The following is a 20018-nucleotide window of genomic DNA, read 5'->3' as shown; positions in this document are numbered from 1 at the left end:
AAGCAACCGGTAATTCGGTCACTTCCTTACAAAATTCATTTTTAGAGGAGAGTATAAATTATGTCTATTATTACTGAAGTATACGCACGCGAAGTTCTTGATTCCCGTGGTAACCCAACTATCGAGGTAGAAGTTTACACAGAAACTGGCGCATTCGGTCGCGCATTAGTTCCAAGTGGCGCATCTACTGGTGAATATGAAGCAGTAGAATTACGCGACAACGATTCAAGCCGTTACATGGGTAAAGGTGTTTTGAAAGCAGTTGAGAACGTAAATGACATTATTGCAGACAAAATTATCGGTTTTGACGTAACAGACCAAATCGGTTTAGACCAAGCGATGATCGAGCTTGACGGTACTGAAAACAAAGGTAAATTAGGCGCTAACGCAATTCTAGGTGTTTCTTTAGCAGCAGCTCGTGCAGCAGCAGAAGAATTAGGCCTTGAGTTATACGAATACATTGGCGGAGTGAACGCTAAAGTATTACCAGTTCCAATGATGAACATCGTTAATGGTGGCGAACATGCTGACAATAACGTTGACATTCAAGAATTCATGGTTATGCCAGTTGGAGCTAAAACTTTCTCTGAAGCATTACGTATGGGTACTGAAATCTTACACAACCTGAAAACAGTTCTTAAAGGCAAAGGCCTTAACACTGGTGTTGGTGATGAAGGTGGATTCGCTCCTGACCTTAAATCCAATGAAGAAGCGTTAGAAACAATCATCGAAGCAATCAAAAAAGCTGGTTACACACCAGGCGAGCAAGTTAAATTGGCTATGGATGCAGCATCTTCTGAGTTCTATAACCGCGAAACTGGTAACTACGAACTTAAAGGTGAAGGCGTAACGCGTACTTCTGAAGAAATGGTTGCTTGGTACGAAGAGTTAGTTAACAAATACCCAATCATCTCTATTGAAGATGGTTTAGACGAAAACGACTGGAAAGGTCACAAACTATTGACTGAACGCCTTGGCGATCGCGTACAATTAGTTGGTGATGACTTGTTCGTTACAAACACGAAGAAACTAAAAGAAGGAATTGACAATGGCATCGCTAACTCAATCCTTATCAAAGTGAACCAAATCGGTACATTGACTGAAACATTAGATGCTATCGAAATGGCTAAACGCGCTGGTTACACAGCAGTTATTTCCCATCGTTCTGGTGAAACAGAAGACAGCACAATCGCTGACATCGCTGTTGCAACAAACGCTGGACAAATTAAAACAGGTGCTCCAACTCGTACAGACCGTGTTGCTAAATACAACCAATTGCTACGTATTGAAGACAACCTAGGTAATCTAGCACAATATCATGGCGAAGATACTTTCTATAACTTGAAAAAATAATCGCTTGTGAACTTAGGAAAGCCCCCGGAATTTTTTCTGGGGGCTTTCCTGTGTTTGTTAAGCGATATGTGTAAATAAACGTCAGGGAGGGAATTTTGATGAACTAACTATATTATTTATGATTTTTTATATGAGCAGATCTGTCAGTATTTTTAAATAGAGTGTTTACTAGTAAAAAGACTAATATCCAACTACCTGTACTAAAAATTAATGAAGATATACTACAGATACCATTTTGATAGCGCTTGCATTTTTTATGTGTTTATTGTAACATAAATAGTGGGTATAATATAACATAGGAAAGAGGAGATCGAAAATGAGTTTCAAAAAATTTATATCAGCGATTTCGATAGGGATAATTGGCGCAACACTATTTCAACCTATGATGGCAAATGCAGAAGGAATAGAATCAAATGTCTATAAAGATGATAATGATAAGATAGTTCAAGAGAATATGGATGGTAAGCTTGTAACTGAAATAAATGAAGGATACAATGTAGATAAAAAGGATGAATTTAGCGAAGAGGCCTATGAAATAATGGAGAATTTGCCTCTTGGCGTTGAGGTAAGGTTACCTGTGGCAGAAATAATAATGGATCGTCCTTTATTAAAAAGCACAAGTGGTTGGACGACAAGTACAAATACCTCATCAAAAAAAATAAAAGAGTCTGGTATTTCTAAACTATCATCCAGACTTCCCTGAGAAAAAAAAGTATGATGGATATTTTTTCTCAGCTACGAAAAAAAGATCAGGTAGCGCTAGTTTAACATTAGGATTCGGTCCACTCTCTTTTACTGTGGCTGGAGCGAGTTCATCTGGTAGTGGGGGTTTTCTTAAAGCTGATGTTAAAAGGTACAGTAGACCTGCTGTAAAGGGAGATGTGTATCAAAATAACTATACTCTTAAATATTATAGTGGCAGCGGGGTTCTATATCGTACTGAATATAAAACATATAAGAGTACGAGAAATTCTGAAATTTATATTAAATATCCCTGAATAGGAGGCGTGACACTTGAAAAAAAATCCTCATCATCATAGCATCAGTGATGCTCCTAGGTCTAATTGTATTTTTAGTTATAAATAAAAATAATTTTTCACCCAATAATTCTGAATTTAGACTTCACGATCAATTCTATCTAACTATAGGTGGAAAAGATTTGGAAACCCTTGAAAAACCAACGAAGCAAGATATTGACGAACAAATTGGAACTATTCAAGGGATTTGGAAATATGCGCCAATGATATCAGATTTTCAAAGCCCAACGATACCAGATAAATCTGTAGTCTACTCAGCTAAAGCATTTCCCGTAATAAAGGAAAAAGATCTAATATACTATGCTAGGTTAATTGTAGTGACTCCAGATAATGAATTTTTCTGGTTTTACTGCATTCCTTAAAAAGGACATTAATAGATTTAATTGTAAAATGAAGCACAAAAAACCACTACTAGTAAGAATAAAATATATATCCAGTTATCTGTGCTAAAAATATCGTAAATAAAATGATAGAAGCTATACTAATGAGTTTTTTTGAGGCTTACTTCACTCCATAAAAATAAGAATAATTTAGGAATGAGAAGTGTGTTTCTTGCTTATGAAAGCACCTTTTATATTATTCTCATCCCCCAGTGTAATATAAAAGCCAATATCGTTATTTTCTGCTATAATGACCTTACGAAAAGGTCTGGTGATAGCGATGAAAGCATATGTGAATGGAGTAGAACTATCTTATCGTGTGTATGGCAGTGGTGAACCGCTTGTTTTGTTGCACGGAAATGGGCAAAGTCATGGTGCATTGAAGCGACAAATTGACTTCTTTCGAAAAAATTATCAAGTGATCGCGGTGGACTCGCGTGGTCATGGGAAGTCTGAACTTGGTTTTTGCCCGCTTGATTTTCAAGTCATGGCACTGGATATTTTATGTTTATTAGATTTTTTGAAAATTAATATGTATCGTGTTATTGGATATAGTGATGGCGGAATTATTGCGCTTGAAATGGCGATGTATCAGCCGAAAAGGCAAAAGCAGATGGTTGTGATTGGGACGAATTATGACGCGAGCCAGATTAGATGGTGGGCTAATATTTTTTCTTTTGGCGCTTATTTGTTTTCGTTTCTTCTGGCACCGCTCAGTTTCTTTTTTAGGCGTGTGAAGGCGCAGATAGGATTGATGATTTTTCATCCACATATTAAAGAGGCGGATTTGGCTAGAATTTCAGCTCCAATGCTGGCGATTATTGGTGAATATGATGTCATTTCAAAAGCCGATACTAGGAAAATGGTGGATTTAGTTCAGCGTGGGGAAATGACCGTTATTCATAATGGCACGCATTTTTTGATTCGCCAGAAACCGCGGGAATTGCATACTATTATTGCCGCATTTTTTGACGAAGATGTGACGCAAATGTAGGGATAAAGTAGGGAAATGTTGTTTTTCGATTGATTATGTGAAATTAAGATTGACACATCTTCGGTTTGGCGTTATCATATGTCTATTGTATAAAATACTTACTCAGAAAACGGAGATTGTGAACGGTGATGAAACCTTTGATAGCAATGGTTTTCAGGCATCAAATCAAAAGTTGGCATTTTGCGCAAATATGGCGTACAATGAGGGCAAGTTAAGGAAGATGGAGGAGTGCAATTAATCATGAGTACGGATCGTAGCTTTCTTTTAAAAGCAGGCAATCGGGCTGTTCTATTACTGCATGGGTTTGCGGGAACGACAGAGGATGTTAGAGAATTAGGTGAATATCTAGCGGATAATGGTTATACAGTGTATGCACCAAATTATCGCGGTCATGGCGAGGAGCCAGCAATCTTCCTGAAGACCACACCAGATATGTGGTACGAAGACGCGAAAGCTGGTTACAAGCATTTATTGGACCAAGGATATCACGAAATAGCAATCGTCGGCGCTGCAATGGGTGGTGTTTTTGCTTTGAAAATGGCGGAAACATTTGATCCGAAGGCAATCGCTCCGCTATGCGCGAATGTGAATCGCAAAATGCGATATATTCCTGTGGAGAAGTATTTATTAAAGAGTATGAAGAAGGAAGGCATTGCAGAAGAGGAAGCACAAGTGATGCTTGCTAATTATGCGCCTGAAATAAAAACGATGACAGATGCACGTTCTGCGTTCTACAAGGCAGTGGCAAGCGATATCGAGCGTATCGCGGTACCAACGATGATTGGTCAAGGCTGTCAAGATGAAGAGATTTCGGCAGATGACGCCAACTATATTTTTAAAAATATTCACTCGGATGATAAACAACTATGTTTCTACGCTGGTTCGGGGCACGATATTACCACGGACTGTGAGAAGGATATTTTAGGTGAGGATTTAGTTTATTTCTTGGATGACCTGATGTGGTTAGAACAAGAGGCTGTATTGTAAGAAACGGGATACCTATAGAAAAGGCACTTCACAAAATGGAGGTACTTTTCTATAGGTGTTTTTTTGTTTGACTTTTTGATGGTGGATCGGTATAATCGAAATTCGGCTGATTTTTTGAGATCGGTCTGAACGTATCTAATGAGGAGGGGTTTCATGACACAAGAATACATCGAATTAATAGGTGCACGTGAAAATAACTTGAAAAATGTCTCCATCCAAGTCCCAAAACGGAAAATTACGATTTTTACTGGGGTATCGGGATCTGGCAAGTCATCGATTGTATTTGGTACGATTGCGACGGAATCACAGCGACAGTTGAATGAGACGTATAGCAATTACATTCGCAATTTTCTGCCAAAATATCGACAGCCGGATGCAGACAAAATTGAGAACTTATCGACATCGGTCATCATTGATCAGAAACGATTAGGCGGAAATTCGCGTTCTACTTTAGGAACGATTACGGATATTAATCCGATTATCCGTCTGCTTTTTTCGCGCGTTGGGGAGCCTCAAATTGGTGGTTCGAATTTATTTTCTTTTAATGACCCAGTGGGAATGTGTCCTGAATGCCATGGTGTTGGACGCAAAATCACATTAAATCTTGAAAAAATGCTCGACAAAACGAAGTCTCTGAATGATGGCGCGATTCTTTTTCCAACTTTTTCGGTGGGATCGTGGTATTGGAACTTGTATGCGTTTTCGGGATTTTTTGATAATGATAAGAAGCTTATGGACTATTCGGAAGAGGAATGGGATAAGTTGTTGTACGGTAAGGATATTAAATTTAAAATAGAGATGCCGACGGGGGATATGAACGCGAGCTATGAGGGCTTGGTGGAGAAATTCGATCGGTTGTATATTAATAAAGATGGCGAAATGAGTGAGTCTACAAAAAAGAGAGTGATGCAGTATACATCGGAAGTGCATTGTCCAGGCTGTGATGGGACTAGGCTTTCGAAGCGTACGTTATCTTGTAAAATCAATGGACATACGATAGCAGACTATACAGCGTTGCAAGTGGATGCGCTGATACCGATTTTGCGTGAGATTCAGGATCCTATAGCGCTTCCGATGACAGCGAGCATCATGGAACGGTTGCAGCATCTGGTTGATATCGGGCTTGATTATGTGAGTCTTGATCGCGAGACGACGACGCTCTCAGGCGGTGAATCGCAGCGAATCAAAATGGTGCGCCATCTCAATAGTAGTTTGACGGATTTGTTGTATATTTTTGATGAACCTAGTGTGGGCTTGCATCCTCGTGATGTTCACCGGCTGAATGAGCTGCTTCAAAAGTTGCGAGATAAAGGAAATACCGTCATTGTCGTGGAGCATGATCCTGATGTGATCCAAATCGCTGATCATATTATCGATGTCGGCCCGGGTGCTGGGAAACAAGGCGGGGAGATCATGTTTGAAGGTGATTTTGATGGACTTTTGAAATCCGATACACTCACAGGCAATCACCTGAAAAATAAAATTGAAATCAAAGCGAAGATACGAGAAGCCAGTGGAATGCTGCCGGAAGTTCGCAGTTCCCTTCATAATCTGCAAGACGTCCGAGTTTCTATTCCAAAAGGAGTTTTGACGGTAGTGACAGGCGTAGCTGGGTCTGGAAAAAGTACATTGATTCATCAAGTGTTTTTAAAAGAGAACGCCGATGCGATTGTGATTGACCAGTCTGCGGCGCATGCCAATGTCCGCTCTAATCCCGCAACTTATTCTGGAATAATGGATACGATACGCAAACTGTTTGGGGAAGCAAATGGGGTAAGTCCTTCGATGTTTAGCTATAATTCGAAAGGGGCTTGTCCAGATTGCAAAGGACTCGGCGTCATTTCGATGGACCTTGCGTTTATGGAAGCGATCAGGACGCCTTGTGAAGCGTGTGGCGGCAAGCGATTCCAAGAAGAAGTTTTGCAGTATAAGATAGAAAATAAATCGATCAGTGATTGTTTAGAATGAGTGTTGTGGAGGCGCTAGCATTTTTTGATAGCAAGAAGATCACGAAAAAATTACAAGCGATGGAAGATGTTGGATTGGGATATATTACGCTTGGGCAGGCACTAAATACGCTATCTGGCGGGGAATGTCAACGCCTGAAACTGGCGAATGAACTACACAAAAAGGGTAGTATTTACATTATGGATGAACCGACAACAGGGCTTCACATGTCCGATATTACACATATTATTGAAATTATGAATCGATTGGTGGATAAAGGAAATACGGTAATTGTCATAGAACATAATCTTGACATTATTCGCAACGCCGATTGGATTATTGATCTTGGTCCAGAAGGCGGTAGTAAAGGTGGTCAGATTCTTTTCGAGGGGACACCGATGGAGCTAAAAGAAAATAAAGCATCACTGACAGCACAATATATCTAAATGAAAACATGAGGGCTTGCTGAATGCTCTCATGTTTTTTGCATACATATATTTTAAATAATTCGTGTAAAGTGCTTCACTTCGGGGAAAGGGTTATAATAGTGATATAAAAGCTTTTCCGCTTGAGATAGGCGGCTGATTCACGAAATCCCCAAGTGATTCCCAACAAATGAAAAGTAGGTGTAAAGATGAATTTAAACTACTATAATACATTTATTTTAATAGCGGAGGACAGCTCGGCAGACCACGGCGAGATCCCGCAAACAAAGCGAGTGACAAAAACGATCGGTGAAATTCAATTTGAGCTTTTAAATGGGCATGATTATGAATATACGCAAGAACAAGTTCTTTTTGAAACACATATGCGGCATAAAGGTATTAGTGAAGCCAATCGAGCAGAGGAACGAAATGCCTTTTTTGCGAAAAATCAGGCCTGTATGCGAACCTCTCCGCTCGGAAAAAGATATGGTTGGGGACTACATTTTAATGAAGACGGGTATGTCAAACTGGTCGCTGTGGACAGTCCTGAATACCGAAATTTAGCAGGAAAAGAAGAGATTACAATAACACACGCAATGAAATCTAAGAGATAGAAAGGGGTCGTGTCTGCGATGATAACAATTGGTTTAACAGGTTGGAGTGATCATGATACATTGTATTCGAGTACAAGCAAGCATAAGTTAGAAGATTATGCTGGGAATTTTCCGATGGTGGAGGTGGACACGAGTTTTTATGCGATTCCATCACCGCTCACAACGGAAAAATGGGTAGAGCGGACACCAGAGGAGTTTACGTTTGTTGTAAAAGCGTTTCAAGCGATGACGAAACATAAGGAATGGCAACAATATTATGATTCTGAAACAGAGATGTATAGACGTTTTATGGATGCGATTGCGCCTATGAGCGAGTCGGGGAGACTAAAGGCGATTCTTTTTCAATTTCCGCCCTATTTTGGGTGCACGAAAGAAAATGTTACTTATTTGCGAGCCATCCGTGAAAAAATGGGTGATTTGCCACTAGCAATTGAGTTCCGAAACAAAACATGGTATACAGAGTCGACAACGGTAAAAACATTGGCGTTATTGAAAGAATTAGCATTTATTCATACGGTTGTTGATGAGCCACAAGTTGGCAATGGAAGCGTACCAATCGTTTTAAAAGCAACGAATGAGGCGATGACTTTGATTCGTCTACATGGTAGAAATAGTGCTGGTTGGATGAAAGCGAATAGTCCAGAATGGCGTGAAGTGAGGACATTGTACCGTTACAGTGAAGAGGAAATCAATTATTGGGCGGAGAATATTCGTTATCTACAGCAGCAGTCGAAGGAAGTTATTGTGATCTTTAATAATAACTCTGGTGGAGATGCAGCGGATAACGCAAAACAACTTCAAAAAGCATTAGATATTTCGTATGAAGCTTGGCTCCGATGCAAATGAATCTATTTGATATTTAGGATTATGGTGGAATATAGTATATTTTCTCCCCTTATTCATAATTATTTACGCTAAAATGAGCTGTTAAATTGATAGAAACACAAATGAAAAACGTTTTTCACTCATTTTTTAATAGTATTTTACAAATGATTCTGAATGTGTTAATATAGAAGAAACGATTAAAGGAGAGATAAATATGACTAGAAAGAAAACACCACACACAATTCCTCCAACACTAGATAGAATTACCGTTGTGAGTGAGGCGGATATATTGCAGAAGTTGCGTGAGTCACAAGCTGATGTTCAACAAGGCGCTACGATGTCGTCGGCAACCGGCTGGGCCCAATTTGACTTTAATAACGAGTTAAATTAGTCTTATGGGGAATACCATGACCATAGAATGGTCTGAGGCGTTTTCAGAAGATGTAGCAGAAATTATGCATTACCTAGACTATCAATATTGTAGTAGAAGCCAGAAAGAGAAATTCTATCGGCGCCTTGCGAAGGTAGAGATGAGGTTAGCTATTTTCCCGTTGATGGGTGTTGTTTTAGATGATCCTAAGTATCAGCGAGAATACCGAAAGGTCCGGATGGGCACAGCATATCTTATTTTTTATGAAGTATTTCTAGAGGAAGCAAAGGTTGTGCTACACCGTATTCTGACACAAGCACAAAGATACGACATATTAATTCGTGAAGAAGAAATGAACTATACCTATGATGAATAGTAGGTTTGCTCCCGATTTTGATGGATGAGCAGACCTACTATTTTTAATTATCCTGTCGTACCGATCAAGAAACTAATGGTTAGTATAATGAGAACAATGGCTGTGATGCCAACATACAAATAGTCTTTCTCCTTCAAGAAGGTGACGAACGAAACGACTACGCGAAGCACCGGTGTTAATATCAAGCAAAACAGCCCAAACATAATGATAGCATAGGGTTTCATGTGGGAAATCCCATCGAATATAGCGGTGAGCGACGTTGGGTAGATCGTGCCAGGATAGCCACTTGTACCAGTAAATATTAATAGAATTAAGCCGAGTAAGATGATACCAGCGCTAAGCATGACTCCGATTCGTAGTAAGGAACTGACAACGAGCTCGACGCGGTGCATTTCTTCATCAGTTGTAGATTTATCAGTCATTTAGATCCACCCCAATCCTTCTAGAATCATCTGTAAAGCGACGTAAATCAGAACGGGTATAAATACGAGACGGATAACTTTACTTTTCAGACGTTGCATAATTCGGGTCCCTATTGTAGCTCCTATTAGTACACCAATTGCGACTGGACCTGCAATCATTGGATCGATGTCACCTCGGAACAAGTAAACGGTAGCACTTGCTGCGGCTGTGACGCCCATCATGAGGTTACTTGTAGCGCTGGATACTTTTAATGGCATTTTCATAAAGACGTCAAGAGCCATTACTTTGAAGGCGCCACTGCCGATACCAAGAAGTCCACTCGCGATACCTGCGCCATACATCACACCAAAACCGGCTGGCACATTAGCGACTTGATAATGGACTTCTTTACGGAGTGCTTTATCATAATAGGAATCGTGGAGGCGTAATTTTGTAGCGATTGGATCGGGTTTTACGTTTGGTGGGAATTCGGAACCAACTTTTTTGATCATGGTGATGGCGGAATAGAGTAATAATAGGCCGAAGATCATGTAAAGCGCGGTCGCGGATAGTAGGCCTCCAACGAAGGCACCGGTTATTGCGCCTAGTGTTGTCGCGATTTCTAGAAACATGCCGACGCGCAGATTCGTGATGCGGTCTTTTATGTAGGCAATTGCTGAGCCGCTACTCGTGGCGATAACGGAGATGATACTTGCCCCAATGGCGTACTTAATATCGATGCCAAAAAGCAGTGTGAGCGCCGGAGTCACGATGATACCACCACCTAAACCTAGCACTGAGCCCAATATACCCGCAAAAATAGCGATGAGCAGAAGCGCTAAGATTTGATAAATATCCAAGAAATTTCCCTCCCTTGTTTTGTATACTCCTTATCATACGCCATTTTAAACAGATTGAAAAGGTAAACAATGCACAAACCTCAGTTTTGATACGTGTCAAAATGAACCATATAAGCTACAATAGAAGGAGATGAAAGAGGGAGATGAGATCATGAAACAATGGACGATTTGGCATACGAATGATATTCATAGTCATTTGGAGAAATGGCCGCGAATCTTCGCTTTTTTAAGAGAGAAACGCTTAGCTGCTACGGATGATTTATTTTTTGATATTGGTGATTTTATTGATCGGGTGCATCCTTTTACGGAAGGGTCGATGGGGCAAGGGAATGTAGATCTGTTAAATCAATTGCCCTATGATGCGGTGACGATTGGTAATAATGAAGGTGCGGCGCTTGGACACGCGGAGTTAGAGCACTTGTATGATCATGCGGCATTTCCAGTTGTTTGTTGTAATGTCTATGAAGACCAAGCGAAAACGACGTTAGCGAATTTTGCGAAACCTTCTGTATCTATCACAAAAAATGGTGAGAAAATAGCGGTTATTGGGGCAACGGCGTGCTTTACAGAGTATTATGAGGCGTTAGGATGGGGAATTGAGGAGCCAATCCAAGCGATTAAACGTGAGGTAGCACGCATCGAGGCAGATGTTATTATCTTGCTTAGTCATCTAGGTTTGCCATTGGATGAGAAAATCGCGATGGAAGTACCTGAAATCGATGTGATTCTGGGAGCTCATACACATCATTTACTAGAGAATGGCAAAATAGTGAATGGAACGCTCCTAGCTGCTGCTGGACGGTGGGGCGAGTATATTGGCGAAGTTACGATAACCTTTGATGAGACAACTAGCAAAATTGCGGCGAAACAAGCGCGAGTTCATATAACAAATGATTTACCGGCGCCATCAGATGAAGCAGAACAAGTGGACGCCTTCCTTACTAGAGGAAAGGATGAACTGCGTCAAAAAGTGGTTGCACTTCCGCATCAATTAGAGCATAATTGGTTTAAACGTTCGGAAATTTCGGATCTGTTTCATGAAGCGGCTTGTGAGTGGACGAAGGCAGATACATTTTTGACGAACGCTGGAATTTATATGACAGATTTACCAAAAGGTATTGTGACGGCATATGATATCCATCAGTTATTGCCGCATCCACTGAATTTTATCGCTTTATCGATGACGGGGATTGAACTAGATGTATTAATTCGAGAAATTGCTGAAAAAGAAGCAGAATTACGAGATATACCGTTGCGTGGATTTGGATTTCGTGGTGAGCTTTTCGGGGCTATTTTGACAGAGCGGATGACATTTGATGCGGATACAGATACAGCTTTGTGGGACGGGGCAGCGATTAATCCGGAGAAAATATATCGGATCGCGACACATGATACGTTTGTATACGCGCCATTTTTCCCGATTATTAAGCGAGTGAAGCATAAGGAAGTATATACACCAGAGTTATTGCGCGATGTGATGACTTGGAAATTGAAAGAAAAATACGGTGAGGGAGGCTGACCAAGGAATGATTACGATTCAGAATCAAACGTATGAGATTATAGAGGATAACCGCGATGCTTTTGATGAAGAGGCTTTGACAGAGCGCTATAGCGATATTTTAGCTCGCTATGATTATATTGTTGGCGACTGGGGCTATGACCAGCTACGTCTGAAAGGATTCTTTGATGATGATAATCGCAAAGCAACTTACGATACGAAAATTAGTACGCTAAAAGAATACTTGTATGAGTATTGCAATTTTGGATGTAAGTATTTTGTTATTAAAAAAGTTGTGAAATAAGCGTTTTTAGGAAAGAGGTTAGAAACAGTGAAATATGATGGGTATTTAATTGATTTGGACGGGACGATGTATCTTGGTAATGAGCCAATTCCTGAGGCACAGGGATTTATTGAGAAGCTAGACCAGGCCCATATTCCGTATTTGTATGTGACAAATAACTCATCGAAAACGCCGGAACAGGTGGCGGCGACATTACGTAAATTTGATATTCCCGCAACGACGAATCAGGTATTTACGACATCGCAAGCTACAGCCGAATTCATGTTGAAGCAAGAGGGACGTGGAAAAACGGTGTATCTAATCGGCGAAGAGGGTGTAAGGCATGAAATCGAGAAAGCTGGTTTTACGCTAACATCTGAGAATCCTGATTTTGTCGTGATGGGAATTGACCGTGAAATTAATTATGAGAAGTTGGCGACGGCTACGATGGCAGTTCGTGCGGGAGCTATGTTCATTTCAACGAATGGTGACGCGGCGATACCGACCGAACGTGGTTTGTTACCTGGAAACGGCTCGATTACTTCTGTTGTGGCTTTTGCGACGGGCGTGAAACCAACGTTTATCGGCAAACCAGAAGCGATTATTATGGAACAGGCCATTGCAAAACTCGGTGTGGAGAAATCACGGGTCATCATGGTTGGCGATAACTATGAGACTGATATTTTGGCGGGAATTAGGTTTGGCATCGATACGCTGATTGTGCACACAGGCTTTACTTCACCAGAGCAACTGGCGACAAAAGAAATACAACCGATTCATCGCGTTATGAATTTGGCAGAGTGGGAATTATAAAGAAACGTGAGGCGGAGACTGGAATAAGGTAACCGTCTTTTCTTGTCTGAAAGGGTGTTAGGATATGGCAGTTTTTAACGATATATTTGTTATGTTTTTAATCGTCATGACCGCGTTTTTTGTGGCAAGTGAATTTGCTATTGTGGCGATTCGCCGGCCAACTGTGTTGCAACTTGTTGAAAGTGGTCATTCGCGCGCGAAATATGTGGTGCAAGTGACTAGGAACATGAATGACTACCTTGCAGCTTGCCAATTAGGAAATACATTAGCAGCTCTTGCCATGGGGTGGGTCGGTGAGGCGACGATGCGCAGTTGGTTACAGCCCCTGTTTGATATGTTGCCAGTACCCGCATCTATCGAAGGACCGATCGCGATTTTTGTCTCCTTTATTCTGATTACCTTTTTGAATGTGGTCTTGGGTGAGTTAGCACCGAAAACATTTACGATTCATAGCACGGAAAAAGTAGCTTTACTCATTGCACGACCGCTTATTTGGTGGTATTACATAACTTTTCCGTTGAATTGGTTGCTCAATCATTCCGCCAATTTTATTACGCGCTTGTTTGGCGTGAAGCCAGATACGGATATGGATCGGATGACGCCAACCGAGCTAAAAGTGATTTTAGAAGATAGTTATCGGCAAGGATTGCTTAATCCACAAGAGTTTCGATACATGCAGAATATTTTTAAATTAGATGATGTACCGGCGCAAGAGGTCATGATTCCGCGTATGAAGATGATAACGATCAGCAGAACGGAGACGGTGCAGGATTTGCTGGCGCTAACAGCGAAAGAGACGTATCATATTTTTCCAGTAACAGCGGAACGAGATAAGGATCACATTGTGGGGATGCTACAGGTGAGCGCTGTGATGGCCGGACTCGGACGAGATCTAACTATTTTAGACCAATCCATCGAAAACTTTATGACGCCAATTATGCAGGTTTTTGAAGGGATGAACTTGCAGGAATTACTTTTCAAAATGCAACAGGAGGGGCAGACGTTTGTTGTTTTAACGGATGAGTATGGCGGAACCTCAGGGCTTGTAACATTGGAAGATGTGATGGAGATTATTGTTGGTGACATGGAGGAAGCTACAACGCCGCGAGGTATACGTAAAGTTGCGGAGAATCATTTTGTCATGGAAGGGAATGAGCCTCTTGTTTCGGTGGAAGAAGCGCTAGGCGTGGAGCTCTCTAGCCCAGGGGTTCATACGCTTTCTGGATGGCTTCTGTATCAGCAATTCGATATTGAAACCGGTGATTATATAGAAGAAGCAGGCTGGTGCTTTTATATTCAAAACATGAATAAAAATTCGATCCGTCTTGTCGAAGTCATAAAAAAAGAAGCATCGCAACTCTAAAAAGGGAGCGGTGCTTCTTGATATTATTTTAAAATATCATCATGATAACTATGTGCTAATCGGCTAGCTGCTGCGGCTGCAATAGCTCCAACGATATCGTCTAAAAATGTATGCACTTGTTTGCCATCGTGTTCATTCAATTTAGCTAAAATTCCTGGCTTCACTTTGTCAATATAGCCGTAGTTCGTAAAGCCAATCGAGCCATACACATTGACGATCGAAAGTGCTAGGATTTCATCGACGCCGTAAAGACCTTCATCGGCACCGATAATATTTTGGAGTGGTTGCACAAGCTTACCTTCTTCAGCCAGGACGTCCAATTGAATACCTGTTAAAATGGCATTTTGTACTTCCCGTTTGCGCAAAACACGCTCGACGTTATCGCGACAAATATCAATACCTAACTCGGAATGGTACTGTCTTTGTAAGAATAATACTAAATCCGCGATATCATCAATCGTCACACCGCGTTCAATCAGCCATTCCCGTGCTTTTCTTTCTAGTTCACTTTGTTTTTCAACCATTCCGTCTCCTCCTACTTTCGCGCCAAACTATCCTTCTCAGGTTTTATCTCTTAAAAAACTTGTACAACCTCTTTGAAGCCCATCACTTTTTCTGCTAATGTTAGTTCAATTCCCATTTTTAATGTCATATCTGAACTTGGGCACGTTTCGCAAGCCCCTAACAAACGAATTTTTACAATACCATCGGGGTTACTTCGACAAGCTCATAGTCGCCGCCATCCCGCACTAAAAAAGGTCTGAATTTCTTAAGAGCAGTATCCACTTCCGCATACATCTCGCTATTCATGGCATTCGACTCCTTCCTAACTGTGAATCATTCTCACTTATACTCACTATTATAACAGCATAGGCAAAAAAAGAAAGTGATAGTGTTCCATCAGTAAAGGAATCTACAGCGAAAGGGGGAATAAGACAAAACAAGGCCCCATTCCTAAGGCTCAAGAAGGAATGGGGCAAGTTATATAGCCAGATGGGTAAATCTGACTAAAAAAAGGGAGTGTTACTATTATGTTGACCGTGTGGATTAGGCACGGTAACAACCAAAGTCAAAGTTTCTCAATGCATTACTTAAACGCATTAAAGTAACTTAGATAAGTATAATATAGACAGAATAGAGTGTCAACAAATACATATCAAAATAGTTTCATAATTCTATTAAGAAACCGGTTTACTCGCTTTTAAAGCCTATTTTTTGTAGAATAAAGGAGAGGTGAGCAAAGATGGAAAAAGAAGCGAGAATTTTTGTTTATGGGTCATCGAATATTTGTGCGAGCTGTGTTGGCTCTCCATCTTCTAAGGAGACGGAGGAGTGGCTCAGGGCAGCGATTGGTCGTAAATTTCCAGATCAGTCTTTTCAAGTGGAATATGTCGATATTTTTGCGCCACAAGAGGAAGCTGACATGAAGCGAATAGCCACCATGATCGTGGAAGAGGATTATATGTATCCCGTTATTGTGATTGACGGAGAGGTCATCGCTGAGGGGAATCCGCGTTTGAAGGATATTTATGCCATGATGACAGAACGTGGCTATCAACCAGCGTAAATTGGATTGGAGGGAATCATGAATCCGATTGTAGAATTTTGTGTGAATAATTTAGCCTCAGGCGCGCAGGAGGCATTTGATTCATTGGATGCGGACGCGAACCTTGATGTGATTGAATATGATTGCCTGACGTATTGCGATTTATGCGCATCTTCCATGTTCGCATTGGTGGACGGAGAGGTAGTGCGTGGGGAGACGCCTGCAGAATTGGTTGCTAATATTTATCAATTTTTAGAGGACAATCCTTTTTAATGGAAAATGAGGCTAGTTCCAAAGAGTATGACCACTCTTCGGAACTAGCCTCATTTTTTATTTAATGAAGTTATCGATTGGTGTATCACCGTTTTGAAAGGTATAGGTTTGTTTATATGTCTTGGTATTATCGATAAGGGTGCTGAGGAAATGGGCAACATCGGCTCGAGTAATAGTCGTGCGACCTGTTGTGTATTCACTGATATGTGCAGTCGCCGGCTCGTTTGTGAGTAATACAGGACGCACGATTGTGTAATTCAGCTGGCTTTGTTGGAGCGCCTTATCAGCATTTCCTTTGGCGATTAGATAGTACTCAAGTGATTCAGGGCCATTTTTTGGTTGATCGGCCCAGACAGAACTAACCATGATAAAATGGGAAATGCCGTACTGTTCAGCGTACTGGACCGCTCTAATTGCTGCATCTTGATCGATGGCAATGGTTTTTTCGGGACCGGTATTCCCACCAGATCCGGCAGAGAAAATAACAGTATCGATGCCACTATAGGCTGAACTAAAGTCATCTTCTAAATCGGCAATGATTACTTTTGCGCCAAGTTGTTCAAGCGCCGCTCTTTGTTCTTCTTTGCGAATCATAGCTACGACTTTGAAATTTGCGTTTTTTGCCAGTATTGCAACGGTTTGTTTCCCGATTTGCCCGTTGGCTCCTATTATCAATATGTTCATATAAAAACTTCCTTTCCAGGATTAGATTTTTTTGATTAGTAGTAACACATGGTTGTCAGTCTCGCGTTGTTCAGCTGCCTTCCTATTTCAGGCTGTCTCAGCTTTTCAATCAAATCCGGCTTCAAGAGCCAGCTCCTCGAAATTTTCGTGGCCTCCATAAAAACCAAAAGCGGGTTTTCACTGCGCCCCCTAACAAATTTTTTCGGAGCTAACGGGCTCTTTCAGCACTTTAGTCAAACATTGAGCTGGAGTGCATTGGTTGTACTCTGGATTTTGGATCGATGTAGTTCATCGCGTTGTTTACTGCCGTGGGTGCTTCGCCGAACCCTGTTGCAATCAGTTTTACTTTGCCGTCATATGTGCACACATCGCCTGCGGAATAAATGCCGGGAATGTTCGTCTCCATTTTGGAGTTGACGACGATGGAATTACGCTCGATATCAAGTCCCCATTCTTTAATGGGTCCTAAGGAGGATACAAAGCCGTAGTTCACGATGAAATCATCAATTTCGAGTACTTCTTTGCGATCGCCTTTTACTTCTTCTAAAACTATCTGTGTCAGTTTCTCGGAATCACCAATAATATCGGTCGGAATAAATGGTGTTTTAATCATAATGGATGACTGTTCTAGCTTCTCGACGCTGTGTTCATGAGCGCGAAAGGCATTGCGACGATGGATAATAGAAACTTCTTTCGCAATTGGCTCAAGCATCAATGCCCAGTCTACCGCGGAATCGCCACCACCACAAACGGCTACGCGGCGCCCTGAAAAGCGGCTCAGATCATTAATGAAATAATGAAGATTCTTGCCTTCATATTGTAACGCGTCATCCAGTTCCAGACGGCGTGGTTGGAAAGCACCATTTCCAGCTGTAATGATAATCGCTTTACTGTAATGCGTATCTTGATTCGTGCTAATTTCAAACGTGCCATCTGCCTGTTTTTCAACACTTGCGACAGCTTCCTCCAAGCAAATCGTTGGTTCAAAAGGCTTCATCTGAGCGACCAAGTTATTGACTAACTCCTGGGCACGGACTTTTGGAAAACCTGGAATATCGTAAATATATTTTTCGGGGTAAAGTGTGGAAAGCTGTCCACCTAGTTGAGGCAAGCTCTCGATAATTTTCACGTTTGCTTTTCGCATACCCGCATAAAAAGCCGCGAATAGACCAGCAGGGCCACCACCGATAATCGTTATATCATAAATTTTTGTTTGATCGTCCACAAAAAAACCTCCTATAAATAAATGTTCTCTCGAATTTTCATAACAAAACCATTCTACCATAAAAACATCAGAAACAGTATGGCAATAGCTTTTCAGAATTTTATTACATTGTGAGCTTCTTCTCTTGAAAAAAAGGATTGAAAGAGCTAAGATATAGGGTGAGGGCTTTTTGCCTTCCTCCTGAGACGTAGATGTTTAAGCGCAATCTACATAATTGTCATTAGGCTTTGACCTGATGCAGTTTTTTGTGAGAAAAATACAATGGGAAAGTGGATGTGATACAGATGAGTAAGCCAAAAATCGTCATTCTGGGAGCTGGGTATGGCGGCTTGAAAACGTTGCGTAAGTTGCAACAATTGAATGTTGAAGCGGAATTAGTATTGGTGAACAAAAATGACTATCATCATGAAACAACATGGTTACATGAAGCTGCCGCAGGAACGTTAGACGCAGAAAAACTAATGTATCCTATTGCGAAAGTAGTCAACAGGGCAAAAACAACTTTCATTCAAGATACTGTGGAGAAAATCAACAAAGATGACAAAACAGTAACATTGACGAACAAAGGGGATATTTCGTACGACTTCTTGCTGATTGCACTTGGATCAGAAGCAGAAACTTTTGGTATCAGCGGTTTGAAAGAATACGCGTACACGATTACAAGCATTGATTCTGTTAAGAAAATTCGTGCTCAAATCGAAGGTAGTTTTGCTAAATGGAAAACCGAACAACGCGATGAGTTATTAACAATCGTTGTTGGTGGCGCTGGATTCACGGGGATTGAGTTCTTAGGGGAACTAACGAACCGCATTCCAGAACTTGTGAAGAAATATGACGTACCACGTGAAAAAGTCCGCATAGTTTGCATGGAAGCTTCACCAAAAGTGTTGCCGCAATTCGATGCAAAACTAGTAGACTATGGCGTAGGCGTTTTAGAAGACCGTGGTGTAGAATTCAATGTTGGAACGCCAGTGAAGGAAGCTACAGCAGACGGTATTAAATATGCGAAAAGTGAAACAGAAGATGTGGAAATCAAAGCAGCGACTGTTATCTGGGCTGCCGGTGTCCGCGGAAATAGCGTTATCGAAGCATCTGGATTTGAAGCCGGTCGTGGTCGTGTGAAAGTAAACGACGATTTGACAGTTCCAGGCAACGAAGAAATTTTGATCATTGGGGATTGCTCGTTAATGATTAACCCTGAGAATGATCGTCCGTACCCACCAACAGCGCAAATTGCAATGCAACAAGCAGATATCGCTGCGGTGAATCTTGCCAAATTGGTAAAAGGATATACGACAGAATTAGCCCCATTCGTATACCACGAAAAAGGTACGGTATGTTCTATCGGGGACAACGATGCTATCGGTGTTGTCATGGGCAGAAGCTTAAAAGGCTATCCAGCATCTGTTATGAAAAAAGTCATCGATGACCGTGCATTATACCAAATTGGTGGCACTGGCGTTATGATGAATAAAGGTAAATTTAAGTTCTATAAATAAGCACGCACAAAAATTAGAGCCAAAAGGAAAGCGCATCATGCGTTATCTCTTGGCTCTATTTTTTTATTTACGTGAAAGGAGGTAATAGCCACTTGCTAGTAGGAATATACCGATAACTAAGGGTGGCATATTGGATGACTCACCAGTTTGTGGGAGTTTATCAATGGGTGTAACGTGCTCCTCTATAGCAGATGAATTTGTTGTATTTGGCTTGGGAGTAGTATTCGTTGTTGGCCTGTCTGGGATGGGTGTATTTTTCACGGT

21 protein-coding genes and 3 pseudogenes are annotated in these 20018 nt (G+C 41.2%); 17 read left to right on the top strand and 7 right to left on the bottom strand.

Annotated elements, in window-relative coordinates; genetic code table 11:
- Nucleotides 1–60 precede the first annotated feature (60 nt).
- The 10 genes and pseudogenes from eno to PGRAN_RS11940 all read left to right on the top strand — a co-directional run bounded on the left by eno (nucleotide 61) and on the right by PGRAN_RS11940 (nucleotide 9308).
- The gene (gene eno / locus PGRAN_RS11985; RefSeq protein ID WP_036067346.1) at nucleotides 61–1353 is read left to right on the top strand and encodes a phosphopyruvate hydratase; all 1293 of its coding nucleotides are present in this window, start codon (nucleotides 61–63) and stop codon (nucleotides 1351–1353) included.
- 316 nt (nucleotides 1354–1669) lie between these two features.
- Entirely contained in the window at nucleotides 1670–2056 is a 387-nt protein-coding gene (locus tag PGRAN_RS11980) for a hypothetical protein (protein WP_036067345.1), read from the top strand.
- Between the two features lie 456 nt (nucleotides 2057–2512).
- Nucleotides 2513–2752 carry a hypothetical protein gene (locus PGRAN_RS11975; protein ID WP_036067344.1) on the top strand — a complete coding sequence of 80 codons (240 nt, stop codon included), beginning with the start codon at nucleotides 2513–2515 and terminating at the stop codon, nucleotides 2750–2752.
- A gap of 298 nt (nucleotides 2753–3050) precedes the next feature.
- Nucleotides 3051–3764: an alpha/beta fold hydrolase gene (locus PGRAN_RS11970; protein WP_036067343.1), complete on the top strand. Its 714-nt coding sequence runs from the start codon at nucleotides 3051–3053 to the stop codon at nucleotides 3762–3764.
- 240 nt (nucleotides 3765–4004) lie between these two features.
- Nucleotides 4005–4751 carry an alpha/beta hydrolase gene (locus tag PGRAN_RS11960; protein ID WP_036067341.1) on the top strand — a complete coding sequence of 249 codons (747 nt, stop codon included), beginning with the start codon at nucleotides 4005–4007 and terminating at the stop codon, nucleotides 4749–4751.
- Nucleotides 4752–4904: 153 nt separating this feature from the next.
- Nucleotides 4905–7144, top strand: a pseudogene (locus PGRAN_RS11955) (ATP-binding cassette domain-containing protein).
- A 188-nt stretch (nucleotides 7145–7332) separates the two neighbouring features.
- A complete protein-coding gene (locus tag PGRAN_RS11950) occupies nucleotides 7333–7737 on the top strand; it encodes a DUF6157 family protein (protein WP_036067340.1) in 405 nt (134 codons plus the stop codon).
- Between the two features lie 18 nt (nucleotides 7738–7755).
- Nucleotides 7756–8600: pseudogene (locus PGRAN_RS11945) on the top strand (DUF72 domain-containing protein).
- Between the two features lie 176 nt (nucleotides 8601–8776).
- Complete coding sequence (locus PGRAN_RS16850) at nucleotides 8777–8953, top strand: hypothetical protein (protein ID WP_159101146.1); 177 nt, start codon at nucleotides 8777–8779, stop codon at nucleotides 8951–8953.
- Between the two features lie 16 nt (nucleotides 8954–8969).
- A complete protein-coding gene (locus PGRAN_RS11940; RefSeq protein ID WP_036067339.1) occupies nucleotides 8970–9308 on the top strand; it encodes a type II toxin-antitoxin system RelE/ParE family toxin in 339 nt (112 codons plus the stop codon).
- Nucleotides 9309–9355: 47 nt separating this feature from the next.
- On the opposite strand, the gene PGRAN_RS11935 is transcribed toward PGRAN_RS11940, so the two are convergent.
- Both PGRAN_RS11935 and PGRAN_RS11930 read right to left on the bottom strand, forming a co-directional pair.
- A complete protein-coding gene (locus PGRAN_RS11935; protein ID WP_036067338.1) occupies nucleotides 9356–9730 on the bottom strand; it encodes a DUF1634 domain-containing protein in 375 nt (124 codons plus the stop codon).
- Nucleotides 9731–10570 (bottom strand): sulfite exporter TauE/SafE family protein, encoded by an 840-nt coding sequence (locus tag PGRAN_RS11930; protein ID WP_036067337.1) that lies wholly within the window; start codon nucleotides 10568–10570, stop codon nucleotides 9731–9733.
- Nucleotides 10571–10721: 151 nt separating this feature from the next.
- On the opposite strand from PGRAN_RS11930, the gene PGRAN_RS11925 reads away from it, so the two are divergent.
- The 4 genes from PGRAN_RS11925 to PGRAN_RS11910 all read left to right on the top strand — a co-directional run bounded on the left by PGRAN_RS11925 (nucleotide 10722) and on the right by PGRAN_RS11910 (nucleotide 14527).
- Nucleotides 10722–12089: a bifunctional metallophosphatase/5'-nucleotidase gene (locus PGRAN_RS11925; RefSeq protein ID WP_036067408.1), complete on the top strand. Its 1368-nt coding sequence runs from the start codon at nucleotides 10722–10724 to the stop codon at nucleotides 12087–12089.
- Between the two features lie 7 nt (nucleotides 12090–12096).
- A complete protein-coding gene (locus tag PGRAN_RS11920) occupies nucleotides 12097–12372 on the top strand; it encodes a YutD family protein (protein WP_036067336.1) in 276 nt (91 codons plus the stop codon).
- 27 nt (nucleotides 12373–12399) lie between these two features.
- Entirely contained in the window at nucleotides 12400–13164 is a 765-nt protein-coding gene (locus PGRAN_RS11915) for a TIGR01457 family HAD-type hydrolase (RefSeq protein WP_036067335.1), read from the top strand.
- Nucleotides 13165–13228: 64 nt separating this feature from the next.
- The gene (locus PGRAN_RS11910) at nucleotides 13229–14527 is read left to right on the top strand and encodes a hemolysin family protein (RefSeq protein WP_036067334.1); all 1299 of its coding nucleotides are present in this window, start codon (nucleotides 13229–13231) and stop codon (nucleotides 14525–14527) included.
- 23 nt (nucleotides 14528–14550) lie between these two features.
- Here PGRAN_RS11910 and PGRAN_RS11905 read toward each other — a convergent pair whose 3' ends face one another.
- Both PGRAN_RS11905 and PGRAN_RS11900 read right to left on the bottom strand, forming a co-directional pair.
- Entirely contained in the window at nucleotides 14551–15051 is a 501-nt protein-coding gene (locus PGRAN_RS11905; RefSeq protein WP_036067333.1) for a phosphatidylglycerophosphatase A family protein, read from the bottom strand.
- Nucleotides 15052–15101: 50 nt separating this feature from the next.
- A pseudogene (locus PGRAN_RS11900) lies at nucleotides 15102–15337 on the bottom strand (NifU family protein).
- Nucleotides 15338–15770: 433 nt separating this feature from the next.
- Between PGRAN_RS11900 and PGRAN_RS11895 the strand changes: the two are divergent.
- The gene (locus PGRAN_RS11895) at nucleotides 15771–16094 is read left to right on the top strand and encodes a YuzD family protein (protein ID WP_036067332.1); all 324 of its coding nucleotides are present in this window, start codon (nucleotides 15771–15773) and stop codon (nucleotides 16092–16094) included.
- Nucleotides 16095–16112: 18 nt separating this feature from the next.
- Complete coding sequence (locus PGRAN_RS11890) at nucleotides 16113–16346, top strand: YuzB family protein (protein WP_036067331.1); 234 nt, start codon at nucleotides 16113–16115, stop codon at nucleotides 16344–16346.
- A gap of 57 nt (nucleotides 16347–16403) precedes the next feature.
- Here the strand turns inward: PGRAN_RS11890 and PGRAN_RS11885 are convergent, their stop codons facing one another.
- Together PGRAN_RS11885 and PGRAN_RS11880 are read right to left on the bottom strand one after the other, a co-directional pair.
- Nucleotides 16404–17030, bottom strand: coding sequence for an SDR family oxidoreductase (locus PGRAN_RS11885; RefSeq protein ID WP_036067330.1), 627 nt, complete (start codon nucleotides 17028–17030; stop codon nucleotides 16404–16406).
- Between the two features lie 229 nt (nucleotides 17031–17259).
- Nucleotides 17260–18255, bottom strand: coding sequence for an NAD(P)/FAD-dependent oxidoreductase (locus PGRAN_RS11880; protein WP_036067329.1), 996 nt, complete (start codon nucleotides 18253–18255; stop codon nucleotides 17260–17262).
- 284 nt (nucleotides 18256–18539) lie between these two features.
- Here PGRAN_RS11880 and PGRAN_RS11875 point away from each other — a divergent pair, with 284 nt between their 5' ends.
- Entirely contained in the window at nucleotides 18540–19754 is a 1215-nt protein-coding gene (locus PGRAN_RS11875; RefSeq protein ID WP_036067328.1) for an NAD(P)/FAD-dependent oxidoreductase, read from the top strand.
- Between the two features lie 63 nt (nucleotides 19755–19817).
- Here PGRAN_RS11875 and PGRAN_RS17515 read toward each other — a convergent pair whose 3' ends face one another.
- A complete protein-coding gene (locus PGRAN_RS17515) occupies nucleotides 19818–20015 on the bottom strand; it encodes an LPXTG cell wall anchor domain-containing protein (RefSeq protein WP_277619718.1) in 198 nt (65 codons plus the stop codon).
- Nucleotides 20016–20018: the final 3 nt, after the last annotated feature.

The organism is Listeria grandensis FSL F6-0971 (assembly GCF_000525835.1).
Taxonomy (GTDB): Bacteria; Bacillota; Bacilli; order Lactobacillales; family Listeriaceae; genus Listeria_A; species Listeria_A grandensis.
This window is presented reverse-complemented; position numbering and strand designations above follow the sequence as displayed.